This window comes from Chloroflexota bacterium (genome assembly GCA_023475225.1).
Lineage (GTDB): Bacteria > Chloroflexota > UBA6077 > FW602-bin22 > JAMCVK01 > JAMCVK01.
In genome coordinates this window covers 47,921-66,966 of sequence record JAMCVK010000019.1, presented here as the reverse complement: position 1 = coordinate 66,966, position 19,046 = coordinate 47,921, and the positions used below count along the sequence as shown (strand labels likewise).

Sequence of the window (19,046 nt, the reverse complement as noted above, 5' to 3'; positions counted from 1 at the left end):
GGCTCTCTTTTTGACCAGTCCTGGGGCAAGAAGTTATCCACATGTGGATACCCCTCCCCCATACCCCCTCCCCACTACTACTTATCAACATCCTCTAACTGTCACGGAGGCATCTGAACGCAATCAGGCAAATGCGGCTTAGGAAGTGGGTAACACACTGTCTTGACGATTGTATACCCCTTGAGCGGGGTGTTATAGCCTTCGCTGAACCCTCCTTTTCCAGGGAGTACTCTTGCCTAAGGGTGACACTGACTGCTATAACTTAGTCTAGAGCTAAATAGAGGAGGGAGGACGAAATGCTAGGCTTGGCAGCACCATTCTGGGAAATCCTGCTAAGGACAGTGATAATCTATGCCACTTTGTTGGTGGGACTACGCGTCTTTGGTAAACGTCAGTTGGGGCAGATGACCCCCTTTGACCTGGTGGTGCTCTTACTCATCGCTAATGCCGTTCAGAATGCGATGACAGGGCCAGATACCTCTGTTACAGGCGGGGTGCTGGCCGCTGCTACCTTGCTCGTCGTTAACTACGCTGTTTCGGCCTTGGCAGTTAAGAGTAGGCCTCTGGAAGCCTTGATCGAGGGAACACCCACCATCTTGATTAAAGATGGGGAGATGGTTCAAGAGAACATACGAAGGGAGATAGTAGACGAACAAGAGCTATTCGCTGCTCTCCGAGAGCATGGCGTAACTGAGATCAAGGAGGTGTCCCTGGCCGTCTTGGAGATCGATGGCACCATCAGCATCGTACCAGCCTCAGCAAATGTCATTAGAACCAAACGGCGCCTGCGCTTCCTCAGGCACAGAGGTTGAGGGGAGAACCCAGCCCTCGCCCGTGCGCATATTACTGCAGCGGGTTTGCCCCTGAGGTGACACTGAATTACCCTAATGTTATAATGGATAAAGCGTAGGGAGATGCAATAAGGTAGGGGCACGGTTCCCGTGCCCTCATTAAATAGACAAATATAAGAGGGCGAGGTGACCTCGCCTCTACAGTTTTCGGTGATCACAGCCTAGGAGGGTCTTATCCGCCTTCGGCGGATGCCCTAACTATTTCTCCTCCCTCTCCCGTCCTTCCCGTCCGGGAAGGACGGGAGAGGGAGTCAGGGGGTGAGGGCACTTTAAATAAAAGAAGGGAGATAACAGATGCTACCTAGCGAAGACACGCAAGATACTTTGGCCGATGCGGTTTTGGAGAGAGCCGAAGCCGAGGGGGTCAGGTTCGTCAATCTCCAATTTACAGACATCGTGGGTGTGGTGAAGAGTGTAACCATTCCCATCAATCAACTGGAGCGAGCTGTCAGGAGCGGGCTATGGTTCGATGGTTCCTCTATCGAGGGATTCGCCCGCATCGCCGAATCGGATATGTTCCTGATGCCGGATCTCAACACCTTTGCGGTGCTCCCCTGGGAGACAGACGTAAACAGGACAGCGCGGCTGATCTGCTGGGTTTTCAGCCCCAATGGCGATCTATTCCCTGGCGATCCACGCGCTGTGTTAGCCAGGTCTCTAAATGAAGCGAAGAAGCTGGGCTACTCCTACTACACGGGCCCCGAACTGGAGTTCTTCCTTTTTAAGCCCGATGAGGCCGGGCGCATCGCCCCCCTGCCCCATGACCGGGGCGGTTATTTCGATTTTTCTACTGACCTGGCCTCTCATGTCCGCAAGGAGATGGTGAATGCTCTGCAGCTGATGGGTATAAAGGTGGAGGCAAGCCATCACGAGGTAGCTGTCGGACAGCACGAGATCGATTTCGAGTATGCTGATGCCCTGCGGACAGCTGACAATGCCGTGACCTTCAAGTACACTCTTAAGGCTATCGCTCAAAAGAGCGGCTTACACGCCACCTTTATGCCTAAGCCGATCTTTGGCATTAACGGCTCAGGGATGCATACTCACCAAAGTCTATTTGACATTGCCACCAACCAAAACGCCTTCGCCGCTGAGGAAGACGAGTACAAGCTATCGGACGTGGCCAAGTATTTTATCGCCGGGCAGCTCTATCATGCCAGGGGCATGTGTGCCATCTTGGCCCCTCTGGTGAACTCCTACAAGCGACTTGTGCCCGGCTACGAAGCACCAGTTTATATCAGTTGGGCTCATATCAATCGTTCAGCCTTGATCCGTGTGCCTAAGGTTAGTCCCGGCAACACAGCCGCCACGCGGATCGAGCTGCGCTGCCCTGATCCTTCTTGTAACCCCTACCTCGCCTTCGCTGTAATGCTCCAGGCCGGTTTAAACGGCATCAGGAGGCGACTGCCGCTACCCGAAGCGGTGGAAGAGAATGTCTATCATTTGGACGAGAGCGAATTGAAACGACGCAACATCGGGGTCCTGCCGTCCACGCTGGGAGAGGCGCTGGAGGAGCTCAAGAAGGACGAGGTTGTTGTGCGTGAGGCCCTTGGCGAACATGTCTATGAGCGCTTCCTGGAGGCGAAGACGCTGGAGTGGGATCAGTACCGCCTCTACGTCAGTCCTTGGGAGGTGGAGCGCTATCTGGAAATATACTGACGGGAGGTATGAGAAGGGTGACTCTGGCCGATCAGATATGTCGATGGATACAGCAAACTGTTAAAGAGGCGAATAGCAGTGGTGTAGTCGTTGGACTAAGTGGTGGTATAGATTCTTCGGTGGTAGGGGTTTTAGCCAGGCGGGCCATGGGCGACCATGTGCTGGGGCTAATTATGCCCTGCCGTAGTCAGCCAACCGATGAGGAATATGCCAAACTGGTCGCCTCTAGGTTCGGTATCCCCACAGTGCGGGTGGACCTGGCTCCGCTCCTTGACTCTTTCTTGGAGTTGGTACCTCCAGGGAACGAGATGGCTCAGGCCAATCTGAAACCTAGGCTGCGCATGTTGACCCTTTACTATTTCGCCAACAGCCGAGGTTATCTGGTAGCTGGTACAGGAAACAAGAGTGAGCTTATGGTGGGCTATTTCACCAAGTATGGTGATGGTGGGGTGGATATTCTGCCTCTTGGGGGGCTGTTGAAGACACAGGTACGACAGCTGGCCAGAGATTTGGGCATACCTCAGGAAATCATCGCTAGACCACCTAGCGCCGGTCTATGGGCTGGACAGACAGATGAGGGTGAGCTGGGGATAACCTATGAGGACCTTGATAAGGCCATCGAGGCCATCGAGCGGGGCGGCGCCTCTGGCTGCGACCCGGCGGTTATCGCCGTGGTGCAGGGCATGTATGAGCGCTCGAGGCACAAGCGCTCCCTGCCTTTGATCTTCCAACCCTCTTTCTGAGCCGCAGAGGGCTTTTCCCCAGACCCTCTATCGGCTTCTCGGTTCCCAAGGGTTGGATATCACCCCTCGCGAGGGTGGAACAGAACGTAGAGGCGACCAGCCGGTCGCCCCTACGTTGCGAGGGTTTTCATTCCACCGTCAAGGGGAACTTAAAAACACCACCACCGAGTCTCTCCCCCGTTGGCAGGTAGTACAGTCCGACTTCGATCGTATAAGTGCCTGGTGGGGTGCTATGGGGCAGGGTGAGGCTGTGCCTATCGAGCACTGTCCTGCCCGGCTGCCAGGCTGTGGTGGGAAACCTCCCCTGGTCTGGATAGCCATCGTGTTGGGTTATCATCTTTCCCTGTCCATCGAGAAGGTGTACGAAAACGGTGTAATCCCGCTCGATCCCTGTTAGTGCCCGCCAGTAGAGTTGGATGTTCACCTCGTCTCCCGGATGGTACGTATCCCGGTCCAGATCGTAGCCCCAGAGGACCACCTTACCCCCAAAATCAGCCTTCACCCGAAACTCGGGCTCCCCTATCCCCTTCTGGGGAACTAACAGAGGCCCCAACCTGACGCCGTCACCCAGTGGATTACCAGTGGCGTCTGTGACGAGCAAGTTGCGAAAGTCCGTGAGCGAAGTCGTCCTGTAGACCTTGATCAGCCACCAATAAGCCCTTGGTGTCAGGTCAAGAGGAAGAGACATGGTGATCCAGGTAACGATATGGTCCCCTTGACACCACTGGCTGGAGAAATAGAAGGGCATATCCCTTCCCTCGTAGACCACATATTCACTATCTATCAAGTGGATGGAGATATTGTACCGCTTAGAAGTAGCATCGCCCGGCGCTGTCCACAGAAGGGCTATCGTCGAAGTAGTTCCTGGCTGAAGATCTCGCTCTACGCTGAAGGTATTCAGTCGCACTACCTTCTCGAACGCAAAGTCCGCCGCTGTTGACTTTTGAACCAGGGGCTGGAGGGCTTTAGGCATATCCTTAGCGTCTATCCGGAAAAATGAGAACTCTACCCCACTTCCTGGCATCTCGAGGGAAGCGATCTCAGAGCGAGGAAAATTCGACCATAGCACTTTGGCCCCAGGGCTCTCCCTCTCCGAGACTAAATACATTACAGGGCCGCTTCCCTCCCGCGGCACCACAAAGGTATCCGCTGTGCTGAAATGAAAGACATTCTTAAGATTGTGTCGTAGTAGCTGATACACTATAACATCTCTCTCGCCGGCCCCTGCTACATAGACCCGTTCCAACTGACGCTCCTTTATCATTCGTTGAGTCAGAGTCAGCACATTCTCAGCATAAGCCAGGGGCAGACCGTAGTCGCTTTTGACCCAGTACTCGGGGATGACCTGGAAAAAGACCCTGGCCAGCAGCAGCTGAATCACAACGAGAGCCGCCAAGGCGGTCACCAAACCTAACGGCAAAAGGGGGGATAGTAAACTGCGTAGCCGCTTATAAACCTCAGCTACCCCGATACCCATCATAAGGAATTGCATAGGATAGCCTGCTAACAGGTAGTTGGGATATACCGGGCTGGCGTGGTCTACTAAAAACATCACGGGCAGAAAGATTGTCAGCAGTGATAGTAAGTAGGGAGCTGCTGCCCTGAATTCTCGCCTTTTGGACAACCCTATAACACGGGTCAGCGAGAAGAAGATGCCCAAGGCCATCAAGAACCGCGCAAAGAGGCTGAAGGCATCGGGTACGCCCCTTGTTGCATCCAGCACCTGACCTCCTTGATTAGCATAGGCCTGGTACCCCTCATTGCCCACGATGAGGAAGGCAGCCCGCAGGCTATCGAGATCCACTCTGGAAGAAAGATAAGCCAGCGTGCCTGGGCTAGGCTCCGTCACGTTGCGCAGGTTGCCTAGATTGGGAAGCACCGCACCAAACAGGTAAGGCGTAGCTAAAAGAGCAAATAGGGCCACGCCCCCTAGGAACCATCGTTTAGGTACCCTGCTGAGTCCCAGGGCGAAGCCCACCGCGGCCGTAACCAGGTGGACAAGGGCCACAACGTAAACCTGGGTGAGGATGGCTAGCCATAAGAAGGGTAGGACACCGTCGCGACGGCGGCCCTTGGTGATAAGGTCACACAATGACCACACCAGCAGGACCGTGAATAGGGGCATCATGTCGTTGCCCAATAGCCGCCGCGAGAACACCACGGCCCAGGGGTTGACTGCAAAGAGTAGAGCCGCAATCAAGGCAATCCCACGACCGAAGTAGGCCCGAGTGAAACCCCAACAAGCGGCCACGGCCAGCACATTGAGCAGGGCCACCACAATGTAGGGCCCAATGAGCCGCGAGGTGAAGGGCATGGCCAGCATGAGGAGATAGGCTTGGAAGGGGCCATTGGGCACGCCTATGGAGGAGACCATGCCACGATCGAGGAGCCTATGTTGGTCGAAAGCGTTGCGCGCTATCTCCCACAGATTGGCATCATCGGGGCGGAACTGGCCAAAGTCGAGATATGCCAGCCGCAGATAAGTGGCAAGGGCGAGGGTCAGCCCCACTAGGAGAAGCTCGAATCGCAGCCCCCAACCTTCTCTCAGAGGCCCTATCGGACCATAATCGGGGCGTTCTGGCATAGCCGATGTCGATCTCCTTTCTGTCCCTTACCGATGACGTTATCATAGATGCGGGGGATCGGACGGAAGTCCAGGGTAAGCAGCATAGAGGGGAGTGGATTGAGACAGACCTTTGCTGAATTCACTTTATTGGCCTCACCGTAGACCGGTTTAAAATACGCTCCGCCGCCGTGTGGGGATCGAGTTGCCCCGTGGCTATCTGCTCGACGAGCATCTCTAGATGGGACTCGCTCGTCTGGAAAAGCCGCCGACCAAACTCCTCCTTGATGGCCTCGATCAGCTCCTCCCTGGCCCTCTGGCGGAGACGTTGCGGTAAGAGGCCACTCTCTTCCAGATACTGTTTGTGCTGCTGGATGGTCTCGATCAGGGCACCAATCCCCTGACCAGTCGTCGCTACGGTTTGCAGAATAGGTGGTGTCCAGGACTCATCTCTCGGCCGAAGGGTCTGCAACATCTCGAGCTCAGAGACCAACCGCGCTGCATTCTCCTTATCGGACTTATTGACCACGAAGAGGTCGGCGATCTCTAAGATGCCAGCCTTGATGACCTGGATCTCATCGCCAAGTCCGGGTACTGTGACCACGACGACGGTATGTGCCGTGCTGGCTATCTCCACCTCATCTTGCCCTACCCCAACGGTCTCTACGATGACGAGTTGACAGCCGAAGGCATCTAAGGCCCTGACCGCAGCAGCCGTCGCTTCGGCCAGGCCGCCGAGATGACCACGCGTGGCCATGCTGCGGATGAAAACGCCTGGGTCGGAGCTGAGCTCCGTCATGCGCACGCGGTCGCCCAGAAGGGCTCCACCAGTGAAGGGGCTGGTCGGATCGACCGCGATCACCCCGACGCTCCGGCCTAGTTGACGAAACCCCCTCACCAACTGATTGACCAGAGTGCTCTTGCCTGTCCCCGGTGCGCCGGTGATACCGATGATATGAGCCCGGCCAGTGTGAGGGTGAAGCTGGCGTAGCGCCTCACGGGTCCCCGGTGTTCGGTTCTCGATCATCGTAATGAGCCTGGATAGGGCGCGCCGGTCCCCTTGCAGGAGACGTTCCACGATCTCTTTCACGGCCTAGCGGGCCCTATCTGGCGGATGTTGTCTCTCAGGAAAGCGACGATCTCTGGCATAGGCGTTCCAGGCCCAAAGATGTCCTTAATTCCCATCTCCCTCAGAACTGGCCCATCCCCATCAGGGATGATGCCCCCCACAATGACCGGGATATCCTCCGCCCCCCGTGCCTTAAGCAGCTCCATTAGGCGGGGAATGAGCACCATATGGGCCCCTGAGAGGATGCTCAACCCAATGACGTCGACATCCTCCTGGATGGCCGCCTCAACGATCATCTCTGGCGTTTGCCTCAGGCCAGTGTAAATGACCTCCATGCCAGCATCGCACAGGGCCCGTGCCACCACCTTTGCCCCACGATCGTGGCCGTCTAGGCCTGGCTTGGCTATCAGTACTCTTATTTTCCTCTCTCCAGTCATAAGACCCCCTTAGAACTCGATACCACGGCGAGCCATAACCCCCCGTCCAAAGGGATGTTTGATTTCTTTCATCTCCGTCACCAGATCAGCTAGTTCGATGACCTCGGGTGGTGCCTGACGCCCGGTCAGAACCAGTTCGACGCCTTTCGGTCTGGCACGGATCAGGTCCAGCACTGCTTCCAGGGGCAAGAGGTTCCATGCCACAGCGATATTGATCTCATCAAGGATAACCAGGTCATAGTATCCACTGTGAATGGCTTCTCGGGCGTGTTCTAGTCCGCCCAAAGCCAGCCGTCGATCCTTCACAGTGATCCTTTCCGGATGCACCCATTCAGCGGAGCCAAACTGTACCAGGCTGATGTTAGGTAACCGGGCTAGAGACTTGACCTCACCGTAGGCGACGCCTTTCAGGAATTGAACGATGTGCACCCGTAGACCCTGGCCGACAGCGCGGAGGGCCAAACCGAGGGCCGCCGTAGTCTTGCCCTTGCCATCGCCGGTATAAACATGCACTAGTCCCAGGTTGGTCCCTTGTCTAAGCTCATTTCGTTTCGCTGAGCTCGATGAGGATGCCATGGGCTGCCTCCGGATGGATGAAGGCGATCCTTGTGCCATGCGCACCGACGCGGGGTATCGTGTCTACTAACGGTACGCCACGTTCGCTTAAGGAGTGCAGGGTTGCTTCGATATCATCCACCTCAAGGCAAATATGGTGAAGCCCTTCACCCCTCTTCTCCAGGAACTTGGCCACCGTACTCGTTTCACTGATGGGCTCAAGGAACTCGATCTCCCCATCCCCGATGGGGAGGAACGTAATCTTCAGACCTTGCTCAGGCGCAGCCTTCGATTCAGAAGGTTGCAGTCCCAGGACCTCTTTGTAGAACCGCAGTGCCTCTTCGGTATCCCTTACGGCCACAGCCACATGATTGACTCTCTTTATCATTTTAGATACCCTCATCCTCCTGTATCCTCCTTCTCCCGCCTTGCGGGAGAAGGAGGAGAATAGTTAGGGCGTCCGCCGAAGGCGGATAGGACCCTCCCCGTAGGGGCAACCCTTGCGGTTGCACCTACCTTGACCTCCCCTCGCCCCGGCGGGAGAGGGGGGAATAAGGGTTTGGGGATACCCCAAACCCCAGCCTAAATTACCAACGTCTCTTTGTACTCACCGAAAACGGAACGTAGCACGTCGCATATCTCTCCCAGGGTGCAGAGGTTTTCCACACAACGCAGGATCACTGGTACCAGATTATCGGAGCCGCGGGCTGTTTCCCGCAGCTCGCCTAGGAGAGAATTGACCAGCTCGTTGTCGCGGCGTCTGCGCAGATCGGCCAGCCTTCTTGTCGCCTCTAATGCGATCTGAGGATCAGTCTGCCATAGTAGGGGCGAGGTCACCTCGCCCCTCCAAGTGGCGAATTTGTTGACGCCGATTACCGTCCGCTGTCCCCTTTCCACCTCTTGCTGATAACGATAGGCGCTTTCCTGAATCTCGCGTTGGAAGAATCCCCTCTCGAGGGCCACCAGAGTGCCACCCATGGCCTCGATTCGACTCAGGTACTCCTGGGCCCTTCTCTCCATCTCGTTGGTCAACGCCTCTAAGTAATAACTACCAGCCAGAGGATCGATGGTATCAGCCACCCCACTTTCGTAGGCGAGGATTTGCTGGGTGCGCAAGGCGATGCGCACAGCCTTCTCTGAGGGTAAGGCCAGAGCCTCGTCCATGGAATTAGTGTGTAAGGACTGTGTTCCACCCAATACAGCCGCCAGGGCCTGGATGGTGGTACGGACGATGTTGTTCTCCGGCTGTTGGGCCGTCAGGGTGGAGCCGGCTGTCTGCGCGTGGAAACGGAGCATCCAGGAGCGGGGATCCTTAGCCCCAAAGCGATGGCGCATAATCTTCGCCCAAAGCCGTCGCCCTGCCCTGAACTTGGCCACCTCTTCAAAGAGGTCATTATGGGCGTTAAAAAAGAAGGAGAGGCGCGGCCCAAAGTCATCGAGGTCCAGTCCCACCGCCAAGGCTGCTTCGACGTAGGTGATGGCGTTGGCCAGAGTGAAGGCCAGCTCTTGTACGGCCGTCGCCCCGGCCTCCCGAATATGATAGCCGCTAATGGAAATGGAGTTCCAACGGGGCAGGTGGGCGCTACAGTAAGCGATCAGATCGGTCACCAGGCGCAACGATGGTTTCGGGGGAAAGATATAGGTTCCCCTGGCGATGTATTCTTTTAAGATGTCATTTTGAATGGTACCCATAAGCTGCGCTGAGGTGATGCTTCGGCGCTTAGCCACGGCGATGTACATGCCGAGGATTATCGCTGCTGTGGCATTGATCGTCATCGAGGTGCTGACCTTATCAAGGGGGATCTGGTCAAAAAGACGCTCCATATCCTCTAGGGAGTCGATGGCTACGCCGACCTTGCCTACTTCACCCAGAGCTAAGGGATGGTTGGAATCATAGCCCAGCTGGGTTGGTAGGTCGAAGGCTACCGAAAGCCCTGTTTGCCCCTCTTCGAGGAGATAGCGGTAGCGCCGGTTGGACTCCTCGGCGGTACCATAACCGGCGTATTGACGCATCGTCCAGAGTCTCCCCCGATACATAGTCGGTTGTACCCCCCTGGTGAAGGGATATTCGCCTGGAAAGCCGAGGTCAGAGAGGTAATCCATTTGGGCCGTATCGTCCGGGCCATAGAGTCGTTGAATGGGGATTTGGGAAGAGGTGGCAAAATGCTCCTGGCGTTCAGGACAACGTTGCACAGTTGGCCCGACCGTTTCCTTCTCCCACCTTCCCCTTTCCTTGGCTGCCAGATCAGCGGGTGTTGACATATTCCTTCTCCCCTTTAGCGCTAGGCTAGCGAAAGCAAAAGGCCTCCGTGCTCTACTTTCTGCCCCTTTTGAACGTAAATGGCTCTCACCGTCGCATCCCGCGGCGAGCGCAGCTCGTTTTCCATTTTCATCGCCTCGAGCACGAGCAGCCGCTCGCCTTTAGCCACCCGTTGGCCGGAACGAACGTCCAGCCGGACGATCAAGCCAGGCATCGGCGCCTTTAGGGCCAGCTCGCCCTCCTCTCTTCTTTCCTTCCTCACCACGGCCGAAAGCCGCTTGGCTCGCTCGTCCTGTACCTGCACCCGGTATAATTGCCCGCCAATGATGACGGTATATTCGCCCTCTTGCTGTTCAACGAACACCTCATAGGATAGTTGATCCACGATTAGGGAATAGAGGGAGGTATCAGCCACTTGTTGCAGATCTATGATCAGCGGGCGATCGGTGACCTTAACCTGGACAATGCCACCCTTCTCTTCACCGATGTCGATTTCGATCTCTTCGTCATCCACCTGGGCGAAATATTTCACTTTGGCCTCAGCCCTTCCCGTCTGGCTGCCGATTTCCAGCCTATGAACCCTAACCTCTCCGCATGGTGCCTGACAAAAGCCTTCTGTCTGTTCTGGTGGGCTATAACCGCGGCGGCCACCGCGGCAATATGGCGTTGTTGGTCTCTCTCCGCTTCATCCGCAGTGGGGGGACGGCTATCTAAATAGCTGGTATCATACCGACCACCGATGAAACTGGCCGTATCCATCACGCTTAGATGAAAGGGAATATTGGTCTGGATGCCGATGATCTTGTATTCACGCAAGGCCCTTCTCATCCTCAGGATAGCCTGTCCACGCGTCTCCCCCCAGACAGCTAGCTTGGCGATCAAAGGATCGTAGTATAGCGATACCTCAAAGCCATCGTAAATACCACTGTCCAGACGCACACCAGATCCACTCGGTTCGTAAACAGCCGTCACCCGTCCTATGGAGGGTAGGAAATTGTTATAGGGGTCCTCGGCGGCGATGCGACACTCGATGGCCCAGCCCTTGATCTTGATATCCTCCTGGGCGTAACGTAGCTTGCGTCCTGCGGCCATACGCAACTGTTCCAGGACGATATCGACCCCGGTTGCCAATTCTGTGACCGGATGTTCGACCTGGAGGCGTGTATTCATCTCCAGGAAGTAGAAGTTCTTATCCTTATCCAGCAGAAACTCAACCGTGCCGACGCTCTCATAGTGGGCCGCCTTGGCTGCCCCCACTGCCATCTCTCCCATCCTCTGGCGTAGCTCCTCGTCAACCACAGCTGAGGGCGCCTCCTCGATCAGCTTTTGATGTCGACGCTGTATGGAGCACTCGCGTTCACCCAGATGGACGATATTGCCATAGCGATCAGCCAGTAACTGAAATTCGATATGACGGACGCCATCAAGATGCTTTTCCAGGTAGAGACCGGCTCGCCCAAAAGCAGCGATGGACTCCCGGTAGGCAGAGTCGAAGGCCGCAGGTAGGTCCTCTAGATGCCGCACGATGCGCATCCCTCTTCCTCCACCACCGGCGGCAGACTTGATCACTATCGGCAAGCCGAGACGTTCTGCTTCAGCCGCAGCTTCGTCTGCATCACGTAGCTCCGCATAGCTACCGGGAACAACCTGGATGCCCACTGCCTGCATAGTCCGGCGGGCTGTGATCTTGTCGCCCATAGCCAAGATCGTTTGTGGTGGTGGGCCGATAAAGATGATCCCTGCGTCAAGACAGGACTGGGCAAAGGTGGCATCTTCGGCTAGAAAGCCGTAACCGGGATGGATGGCCTCCGCCTGGCATCGCCTGGCCACTTCGATAATCTTATCCGCGCGCAAATAGCTGTCCTTCGCCAGCGCTGGACCAATTGGGTAGGACTCGTCGGCATAGCGTACGTGGAGCGAGTTGCGGTCTACATCTGAGTAGACCGCTACGGTAGAGATGCCCAGTTCAGCACAGGCTCGTAGGATACGGACGGCTATTTCCCCTCGATTGGCCACTAGTACCTTGCGAAACATGACCTTATTCTAACACTATCAGCACGTCACTGTTGTTAACGGTCGTACCCTCAGCAACAGCGATCCTCTTCACCATCCCGCCCTGTGGGGCACGAATCTCGTTTTCCATTTTCATCGCCTCGATGATCATTAAGACGGCGTCCTCTTTTACTTCAGCTCCTTCTCTTACCCTGATAGAGATGACCCTACCGGGCATAAGTGCCTTCACGACGCCAAAGTCAGGCACCCTGGGCACGGTTTTGGGGGCAAGTGGAGTAGGGGTCCTCACGCCTGCTCCTAGCGTCTCCACCCGATAGGCTTTTCCATTGACCAGTACGGTGCGTCCCTGAAGCTCTATTTTATAGGGGCGCCCGTTGACCTGGATCGTGAATTGGGAATCCTCCCTTCGCACTTGCACCTTAAAGGAGTTCCCATCAACGCTGACCGTATCCTGATTCAACTGAACATAGTATGCTTTGCCATCTATATTTAATTTCATTTGATCCAGCGCAACTCATCAAGGGCCGTTGAACGAAGGCGCCCGGTCATTCTCCATAGTGAACGGTCGGCCGAAGTGGGAGGTTTCGGCCCACTTGAGTGGCTGATAGCTGCCGCGATGGCTGCCACAACCTCCTGCTCCAGCTGCTCCCCAGCCGCTCTCCCCTTGAAGAATTCCAGGGCTATGGAGGGAAAGAGGGCATAGGAGAGCACATCCTCTTCGCTCCGGCTGTATGCTGCGCTCTCCTTAGCCGCTTGGGCGTATTCAGGAGGCAACAAATCAGCTGGCCTCTGCTCCACGGTTTCCTCATCATCGATCGCCAGCCGCCTGATCCTCTCATCTACCGGTGCTGGCGGACGGCCGTAGAGACCCTTGATGTAGGATTTTACCTCCTTTGGGATGACCTTATAGCGCTTTCCAAGCAGAACATTCAGTGTGGCCTGTGTACCGACGATTTGACTGGATGGGGTGACTAGTGGCGGATAACCCAATTCCTGGCGCACCTGTGGCACCTCCCGTAGCACCTCAGGCATCTTATCCAGCGCACCCTGTTCCTGAAGTTGAGCGGCCAGGTTGGAGATCATGCCTCCGGGTATTTGGAAGACGAGCACATTCGTATCTACCCCGCTAAACTCACTCTCGAAGGCTCGATATCTCCTCCGTACTTCAGCGAAATATTGGGCAATCTCGGAGAGCAAGGTCAGGTCGAGCCCTGTATCTCTAGGAGTGCCCCTTAACATGCTCACGAAACTCTCCGTTGGTGGTTGTGAGCTGCCCAGGGCCATGGTGGAGATGGCCGTATCAACGATATCGATGCCCGCCTCCGCGGCCTTAAGATAGGTCGCCTGCGCCATACCGCTGGTATAGTGGCAATGCAACTGGATCGGTAGGTCGAGGCTCTCTTTAAGTCTCGTTATTAACTCGTAGGCCTCGTAGGGGGCGAGCATGCCGGCCATATCCTTGATACAAATAGAATGAGCTCCCAGGGATTCTAACTGCTTGGCTAATTGAACGTACAGGTCAATGTTGTGTACGGGACTGAGGGTGTAACAGATGGCTGCCTGGACGTGAGCCCCCTCTCGGCAGGCGACCTTCATCGCCAACTCCATATTACGGATATCGTTCAGAGCATCGAAGATGCGGAAGATGTCGATGCCGTTCTGGCGCGCCTTGGCGACAAAGCGCTCGACGATGTCATCGGGATAATGGCGGTAACCGACGATGTTTTGGCCACGCAGCAGCATTTGAAGGGGTGTCTTGCGAATATGGGACTTAATCTGGCGCAGTCTTTCCCAGGGGTCCTCGTGGAGGAAGCGCAGGCAGGTATCGAATGTTGCTCCCCCCCAAACCTCAAGGGAGTGATAGCCGACCTCGTCCAGGCGGGTGGCGATGGGGAGCATGTCCTCGGTTCGCAGGCGTGTGGCCAGGAGGGATTGGTGAGCATCTCTGAGGACGGTGTCCGTTACTTTGACCGGATTCTCTTTCATAGCAGATTCCACAATTATAGAGGTATGTTACCGTGTTTCTTGGGTGGGTTATTATCACGCTTATTCTGTAACATCTCCAGGGCAACGATCAGTTTAGGACGAGTCTGGCTTGGCTCGATCACCTCATCGATGTAGCCGCGGGCGGCCGCAATGTAGGGGCTAGCGAACTTCTCGCGGTATTCTTCAATAAGCTGTTGTCGCATAGCCTCGGGGTCGGCTGCTCTCTCGATCTCTCGCTTGAAGATTATATCCACCGCACCCTCGGGTCCCATCACGGCTATCTCCGCTGATGGCCAGGCATAGTTTATGTCGCCGCGAACGTGCTTACTGTTCATGACACAGTAGGCGCCGCCGTAAGATTTGCGCGTGATCACCGTGATTTTGGGCACAGTGGCCTCGCAGTAAGCGTAGAGCAGCTTGGCTCCGTTGCGGATGATGCCACCATGTTCCTGGGCGACGCCGGGTAAAAAGCCGGGCACATCTTCGAAGGTGATGATAGGGATATTGAAACAGTCGCAGAAGCGCACGAAACGGGCTGCCTTTATTGAGGCATTGATATCCAACACGCCGGCTAACACGCTGGGCTGCTGAGCGACGATGCCTATAGAGCGGCCATTCAGCCTGGCGAAGCCGATGATAATATTTTGGGCGAAGTGCTCCTGGATCTCAAAGAATTGGCCGTTGTCAAAGACCAGGCGAATAATCTCCTTCATATCGTAAGGCTTGATAGGGTTATCAGGGATGATCATATTCAGCCCATCGTCTACGCGGGCCGGGTCATCGGAGGTTTCAACAGCCGGTGGATCCTCCAGGTTGTTCTGAGGGATGAAACTGAGCAGATGCCTGACCAATGATAGGCATTCCTCTTCGCTCTCGGCGGCGAAGTGAGCCACGCCACTGATGGCATTGTGTGTCATTGCCCCACCAAGGTGTTCAAAAGTAACATCCTCGTGCGTGACGGCCTTAATCACTGTGGGGCCGGTGACAAACATATGGCTTGTCCCCTTAATCATAAAGATGAAATCGGTTAAGGCGGGTGAGTAGACGGCCCCCCCCGCGCATGGCCCCATTATGACCGATATCTGGGGGATGACACCGGAGGCCAGGGTGTTACGCAGGAAGATGCTGGCATAGCCTCCCAGGCTATCCACCCCTTCTTGGATACGCGCCCCGCCCGAGTCGGCCAAAGCGATGACCGGTGCGCCATTTTTCAGGGCCATATCGAGGATCTTGCAGATCTTCATTGCCTGAGTTTCAGACAGGGACCCGCCGAAGACCGTAAAATCTTGGGCGTAGACATAGACGAGACGGCCATCGATCCGGCCATAGCCACTAACGACGCCGTCTCCCAAGAACCTTCGTCTCTCCAGGCCAAATTCAGTAGCTCGGTGCGTGACGAAGGCATCCAACTCTTGAAAGCTGCCCTCATCGAGGAGAAGGTCGAGACGCTCCCGAGCGGTCAATTTGCCCTTAGCGTGTTGCTCCTCTATCCTTCTTCGGCCACCCCCCAGGAGGGCTTCCTGCCACATCTGGCGCAGTCGCTCAATTTTGGCTTCTATCATGGTAAGATAATACCTCTCCTCTCTCTGCCGTTAAAAAAACGCTAACTATTTGAGGATATTGGCCGCAATAACCATACGTTGCACCTCATTGGTGCCCTCATAGATCTGAGTGATGCGCGCATCACGGAAGTAGCGCTGAATAGGGTACTCACGTGCGTAGCCGTAGCCACCATGGATCTGGACGGCCCTGGTCGCCGCCCGCATAGCTGTATCCGAAGCACAGAGCTTGGCCATCGCTGCCTCTTTGGTGAAGCGTTGTCCCTTATCCTTCAGGCTAGCAGCGTACAGGGTGAGCAGACGAGCGGCGGCTATTTCGGTAGCCATCTCCGCCAGTGGCCACTGGATGGCTTGAAATTCGGCGATCGGTTTTCCAAACTGGTGCCGTTCTTTAGCGTACTTGACTGAATCTTCGAAGCAGGCCTGAGCGATGCCCACTGCTTGGGCGGCTATGCCTATTCGGCCACAATCCAAAGCCTGCATAGCCAGCCGAAAACCACCTCCAGGTTCCCCCAGAAGATTCTCTTTCGGCAGACGACAGTCCTGGAAAACGAGCTCGGCAGTGCCGGAGGCTCGCATCCCCATGGTACGTACTCTGGATCCTATGGAAAAGCCAAGAGTGCCCTTCTCAATGATGAAAGCGCTGATGCCCTTGGCCCCAAGTGATCTATCTGTGGAGGCGAACAGGATGAGGACATCGGCTACGGCTCCGCTGGTAATGAATATCTTAGAACCATTGATGACCCATTGCTCACCTGCCGACACAGCTGTTGTCTCCATGGAGGCCACGTCAGATCCAGCGTTGGGCTCGGTGAGGGCAAAAGCGCCGATCTTCTCCCCTCGGGCCAACGTCGGTAAGAAGCGTCGTCTCTGCTTCTCATTACCAAAGAGGAGGATGGTATGGCAAACTAAAGAGTTATGAATGGACATAATCAATCCGGTCGCGGCACAGGCGCGGGAGATCTCCTCCACTGCCAGAGCGTAACTTACTGTATCGATGTGAGCACCACCGTACTCCTCGGGGACGAACGTGCCCATCAGCCCCAGCTCCGCCAACTTCCGCAGATTCTCGTAGGGGTACTCCTCGGCCTCATCGTAGCGCGCCGCCATCGGCTGTAACTGGGCCGTGGCCAGACCACGCACAGTATCGCGGATCAGGCGCTGATCGGCAGTCAGTTCAAAATCCACGTCCTTCCTCCCTAATATTTATAGAACCCCTGTCCACTCTTACGGCCAAGATGACCAGCCTGGACCATACGGCGAAGGAGCGGACAGGGCCGATACTTCGAATCGCCAAAGCCAGCGTAGAGCACCTCCATTATGTGCAGACAGACGTCCAGTCCGATCAGGTCTGCTAGTTGTAGCGGACCCATGGGGTGATTCATGCCCAGGCGCATCACGGTGTCAATATCATCGCGCTTGGCTACGCCCTCCATAAGGGCATAAATGGCCTCGTTGATCATCGGCATCAGGATACGATTGGAGATGAAACCCGGGTAATCGTTCACCTCAACCGCTATCTTGCCGAGTTTCGTAGCCAGGGCTTTGACGAAAGCGGTCGTTTCCTCGCTGGTAGACATTCCTCGAATAACCTCAACCAGCTGCATCACCGGCACCGGGTTCATAAAGTGCATGCCGATGACCTTATCGGCTCGCTTTGTGGCCGCCGCCAACTGCGTGATAGAGATAGATGAGGTATTTGAGGCTAAGACGGTTTGCGGGGCGCAGAGACTGTCCAGCCTGCGGAAGAGGTCCATCTTTGCTTCCGCATCCTCGATGATGGCCTCGATCACGATAGTCGATTCGGCGAGATCGTTGAGCTCGAGCGAGGTCGTGATTCGCCGCAGGGTAGCCTCACTCTCCTCCTCGGTGAGACGTCCTTTCTCCACACCGCGGGCCAGATTCCGGCTGATGGTCGCTAAGGCTTTGTCTAACTGTCTTTGATCGACATCGACCAGGGTCACCCTAAAGCCTGCTTGGGCAAAGACCTGAGCGATACCGTTGCCCATCGTGCCTCCCCCTACCACACCCACCTTAGCCGTCTCTTTCATCGCTCTATCACCTCAATGCTCATAGCTATGGCGCTACCACCGCCGAGACAGAGGGAGGCTAATCCTCTCTTTCCCCCACGGGCGCGCAAGGCATAGATTAGGGTTGTTAGGATGCGGGCGCCGCTGGCTCCGATAGGATGCCCAAGGGCCACCGCTCCGCCATTTACATTTATCTTGTTCCAATCCCACCCCAGCTCCTTGCCGTTGGCCAGGATTTGCGCACTGAAGGCCTCGTTGACCTCGATCAGGTCGAAATCGGCTAGTGAGAGCCCTGTTTGGCTCAGCAGTTTTCGGATGGCCAGGGGTGGTGCGGCAAAGATGAACCTGGGCTCGATGCCCACCGCCGTGTAAGCAGTGATCCGTGCTAAGGGTGGCCGTCCGCTGCGCTCCGCTTCTTTGCCCTCCATTACGACGAGGGCAGCGGCCCCATCGCTGAGTCCAGGTGCATTGCCAGGTGTAACCGTTCCATTGAATTGGAAAGCCGGCTTAAGCCTGGCCAGGGCCTCAAGGCTGGTATCTGCCCGGGGCGTCTCATCGGTATCGAAGATGATCGTGCCCTTCTTGTGGGGCACCTCGACGGGAACTATTTCGTCCCTAAACTTACCACTCTCACTGGCCATTAGAGCCTTACGGTGGCTCTCCAGGGCGAACTCGTCTTGCTCCTCCCGACTGATACCGAATTGGGCGGCGATGAACTCGGCGGCATCGCCCATATGCCAGTTCTCGAACGAACACCACAGCCCATCGCAGATGTCGGCATCAACCAACTCCCCGTTTCCGAGGCGGTAGCCATTTCTGGCATTACGCAAAAGGTAGGGGGCATTACTCATGCTCTCCATCCCTCCGGCAACGAGGCATCGGGCATCCCCGGCCTTGATTGCCTGGGCGGCCAACATCACGGCTTTCAGTCCAGAGCCGCACACCTTATTGATGGTGAGGACTGGGACTGCGGGGGGTATCCCGGCGTGAATAGCGGCCTGTCTGGCCGGGGCTTGACCTAAGCCGGCGGAGACGACGTTGCCCATGATCACTTCGTCCACCTGTTGGGGATTGATCCCGGCCCGTCTGACCGCCTCACGGATCACAATGGAGCCCAGTTGGGTAGCGGAAAAGGGAGAAAGTGCTCCGAGAAACTTGCCGGTAGGGATACGCACCGCGCTGATGATGACTACCTCATGTTCCGGGGACATGGCGGCCTCACCTTCATCCTGATAGAGTTGCTCCTAAGGAGTATCGGCTCAACCTTAGGCAAGCACACCGTTCTATGATAGCAGAAAAGGCCGTCTGGCGCCAACATCGG

At 56.0% G+C, this 19,046-nt stretch carries 17 protein-coding genes; 3 read left to right on the top strand and 14 right to left on the bottom strand.

Going from position 1 to position 19,046, the window contains the following annotated elements; translation table 11 throughout:
- The first annotated feature begins 296 nt into the window (after positions 1-296).
- The 3 genes from M1136_03960 to M1136_03950 all read left to right on the top strand — a co-directional run bounded on the left by M1136_03960 (position 297) and on the right by M1136_03950 (position 3,253).
- On the top strand, positions 297-812 hold the full coding sequence (locus tag M1136_03960) for a DUF421 domain-containing protein (protein ID MCL5074795.1): 516 nt from the start codon (positions 297-299) through the stop codon (positions 810-812).
- Between the two features lie 333 nt (positions 813-1,145).
- Positions 1,146-2,510: a glutamine synthetase family protein gene (locus tag M1136_03955; protein MCL5074794.1), complete on the top strand. Its 1,365-nt coding sequence runs from the start codon at positions 1,146-1,148 to the stop codon at positions 2,508-2,510.
- An 8-nt stretch (positions 2,511-2,518) separates the two neighbouring features.
- Entirely contained in the window at positions 2,519-3,253 is a 735-nt protein-coding gene (locus M1136_03950; protein ID MCL5074793.1) for an NAD+ synthase, read from the top strand.
- Positions 3,254-3,380: 127 nt separating this feature from the next.
- Here the strand turns inward: M1136_03950 and M1136_03945 are convergent, their stop codons facing one another.
- From M1136_03945 to M1136_03880, 14 genes are all read right to left on the bottom strand, one after another.
- Positions 3,381-5,837, bottom strand: coding sequence for a glycosyltransferase family 39 protein (locus M1136_03945; GenBank protein ID MCL5074792.1), 2,457 nt, complete (start codon positions 5,835-5,837; stop codon positions 3,381-3,383).
- A gap of 121 nt (positions 5,838-5,958) precedes the next feature.
- Entirely contained in the window at positions 5,959-6,906 is a 948-nt protein-coding gene (gene meaB / locus M1136_03940) for a methylmalonyl Co-A mutase-associated GTPase MeaB (protein MCL5074791.1), read from the bottom strand.
- Positions 6,903-7,322 (bottom strand): cobalamin B12-binding domain-containing protein, encoded by a 420-nt coding sequence (locus M1136_03935; GenBank protein MCL5074790.1) that lies wholly within the window; start codon positions 7,320-7,322, stop codon positions 6,903-6,905. Before M1136_03935 ends, meaB begins: the two co-directional genes overlap by 4 nt.
- Before the next feature lie 9 nt (positions 7,323-7,331).
- Positions 7,332-7,898 carry a cob(I)yrinic acid a,c-diamide adenosyltransferase gene (gene cobO / locus M1136_03930; protein MCL5074789.1) on the bottom strand — a complete coding sequence of 189 codons (567 nt, stop codon included), beginning with the start codon at positions 7,896-7,898 and terminating at the stop codon, positions 7,332-7,334.
- Complete coding sequence (gene mce / locus M1136_03925) at positions 7,864-8,280, bottom strand: methylmalonyl-CoA epimerase (protein MCL5074788.1); 417 nt, start codon at positions 8,278-8,280, stop codon at positions 7,864-7,866. Before mce ends, cobO begins: the two co-directional genes overlap by 35 nt.
- Positions 8,281-8,459: 179 nt before the next feature.
- Positions 8,460-10,139: a methylmalonyl-CoA mutase family protein gene (locus M1136_03920; GenBank protein ID MCL5074787.1), complete on the bottom strand. Its 1,680-nt coding sequence runs from the start codon at positions 10,137-10,139 to the stop codon at positions 8,460-8,462.
- A gap of 20 nt (positions 10,140-10,159) precedes the next feature.
- Positions 10,160-10,669: a biotin/lipoyl-binding protein gene (locus M1136_03915; GenBank protein MCL5074786.1), complete on the bottom strand. Its 510-nt coding sequence runs from the start codon at positions 10,667-10,669 to the stop codon at positions 10,160-10,162.
- Positions 10,666-12,171, bottom strand: a complete 1,506-nt coding sequence (gene accC, locus M1136_03910) for an acetyl-CoA carboxylase biotin carboxylase subunit (protein ID MCL5074785.1) — start codon at positions 12,169-12,171, stop codon at positions 10,666-10,668. Before accC ends, M1136_03915 begins: the two co-directional genes overlap by 4 nt.
- 4 nt (positions 12,172-12,175) lie before the next feature.
- Positions 12,176-12,649, bottom strand: coding sequence for an acetyl-CoA carboxylase biotin carboxyl carrier protein subunit (locus tag M1136_03905; protein MCL5074784.1), 474 nt, complete (start codon positions 12,647-12,649; stop codon positions 12,176-12,178).
- The gene (locus M1136_03900) at positions 12,646-14,136 is read right to left on the bottom strand and encodes an oxaloacetate decarboxylase subunit alpha (GenBank protein MCL5074783.1); all 1,491 of its coding nucleotides are present in this window, start codon (positions 14,134-14,136) and stop codon (positions 12,646-12,648) included. Before M1136_03900 ends, M1136_03905 begins: the two co-directional genes overlap by 4 nt.
- Before the next feature lie 14 nt (positions 14,137-14,150).
- Positions 14,151-15,698, bottom strand: a complete 1,548-nt coding sequence (locus M1136_03895) for a methylmalonyl-CoA carboxyltransferase (GenBank protein ID MCL5074782.1) — start codon at positions 15,696-15,698, stop codon at positions 14,151-14,153.
- 45 nt (positions 15,699-15,743) lie between these two features.
- The gene (locus tag M1136_03890; GenBank protein ID MCL5074781.1) at positions 15,744-16,883 is read right to left on the bottom strand and encodes an acyl-CoA dehydrogenase; all 1,140 of its coding nucleotides are present in this window, start codon (positions 16,881-16,883) and stop codon (positions 15,744-15,746) included.
- 11 nt (positions 16,884-16,894) lie between these two features.
- Positions 16,895-17,746 (bottom strand): 3-hydroxybutyryl-CoA dehydrogenase, encoded by an 852-nt coding sequence (locus tag M1136_03885; protein MCL5074780.1) that lies wholly within the window; start codon positions 17,744-17,746, stop codon positions 16,895-16,897.
- Positions 17,743-18,936 (bottom strand): acetyl-CoA C-acetyltransferase, encoded by a 1,194-nt coding sequence (locus M1136_03880; protein ID MCL5074779.1) that lies wholly within the window; start codon positions 18,934-18,936, stop codon positions 17,743-17,745. Before M1136_03880 ends, M1136_03885 begins: the two co-directional genes overlap by 4 nt.
- Between the last annotated feature and the right edge of the window lie 110 nt (positions 18,937-19,046).

Coding starts and splice junctions, on each gene's coding strand:
- mce (MCL5074788.1), bottom strand. CDS start 8,280: ATGAGGGTATCTAAAATGATAAAGAGAGTCAATCATGTGGCTGTGGCC.
- M1136_03945 (MCL5074792.1), bottom strand. CDS start 5,837: ATGCCAGAACGCCCCGATTATGGTCCGATAGGGCCTCTGAGAGAAGGT.
- M1136_03935 (MCL5074790.1), bottom strand. CDS start 7,322: ATGACTGGAGAGAGGAAAATAAGAGTACTGATAGCCAAGCCAGGCCTA.
- M1136_03885 (MCL5074780.1), bottom strand. CDS start 17,746: ATGAAAGAGACGGCTAAGGTGGGTGTGGTAGGGGGAGGCACGATGGGC.
- M1136_03960 (MCL5074795.1), top strand. CDS start 297: ATGCTAGGCTTGGCAGCACCATTCTGGGAAATCCTGCTAAGGACAGTG.
- accC (MCL5074785.1), bottom strand. CDS start 12,171: ATGTTTCGCAAGGTACTAGTGGCCAATCGAGGGGAAATAGCCGTCCGT.
- cobO (MCL5074789.1), bottom strand. CDS start 7,898: ATGGCATCCTCATCGAGCTCAGCGAAACGAAATGAGCTTAGACAAGGG.
- M1136_03920 (MCL5074787.1), bottom strand. CDS start 10,139: ATGTCAACACCCGCTGATCTGGCAGCCAAGGAAAGGGGAAGGTGGGAG.
- M1136_03895 (MCL5074782.1), bottom strand. CDS start 15,698: ATGATAGAAGCCAAAATTGAGCGACTGCGCCAGATGTGGCAGGAAGCC.
- M1136_03900 (MCL5074783.1), bottom strand. CDS start 14,136: ATGAAAGAGAATCCGGTCAAAGTAACGGACACCGTCCTCAGAGATGCT.
- M1136_03955 (MCL5074794.1), top strand. CDS start 1,146: ATGCTACCTAGCGAAGACACGCAAGATACTTTGGCCGATGCGGTTTTG.
- M1136_03905 (MCL5074784.1), bottom strand. CDS start 12,649: ATGAAATTAAATATAGATGGCAAAGCATACTATGTTCAGTTGAATCAG.
- M1136_03880 (MCL5074779.1), bottom strand. CDS start 18,936: ATGTCCCCGGAACATGAGGTAGTCATCATCAGCGCGGTGCGTATCCCT.
- M1136_03950 (MCL5074793.1), top strand. CDS start 2,519: ATGAGAAGGGTGACTCTGGCCGATCAGATATGTCGATGGATACAGCAA.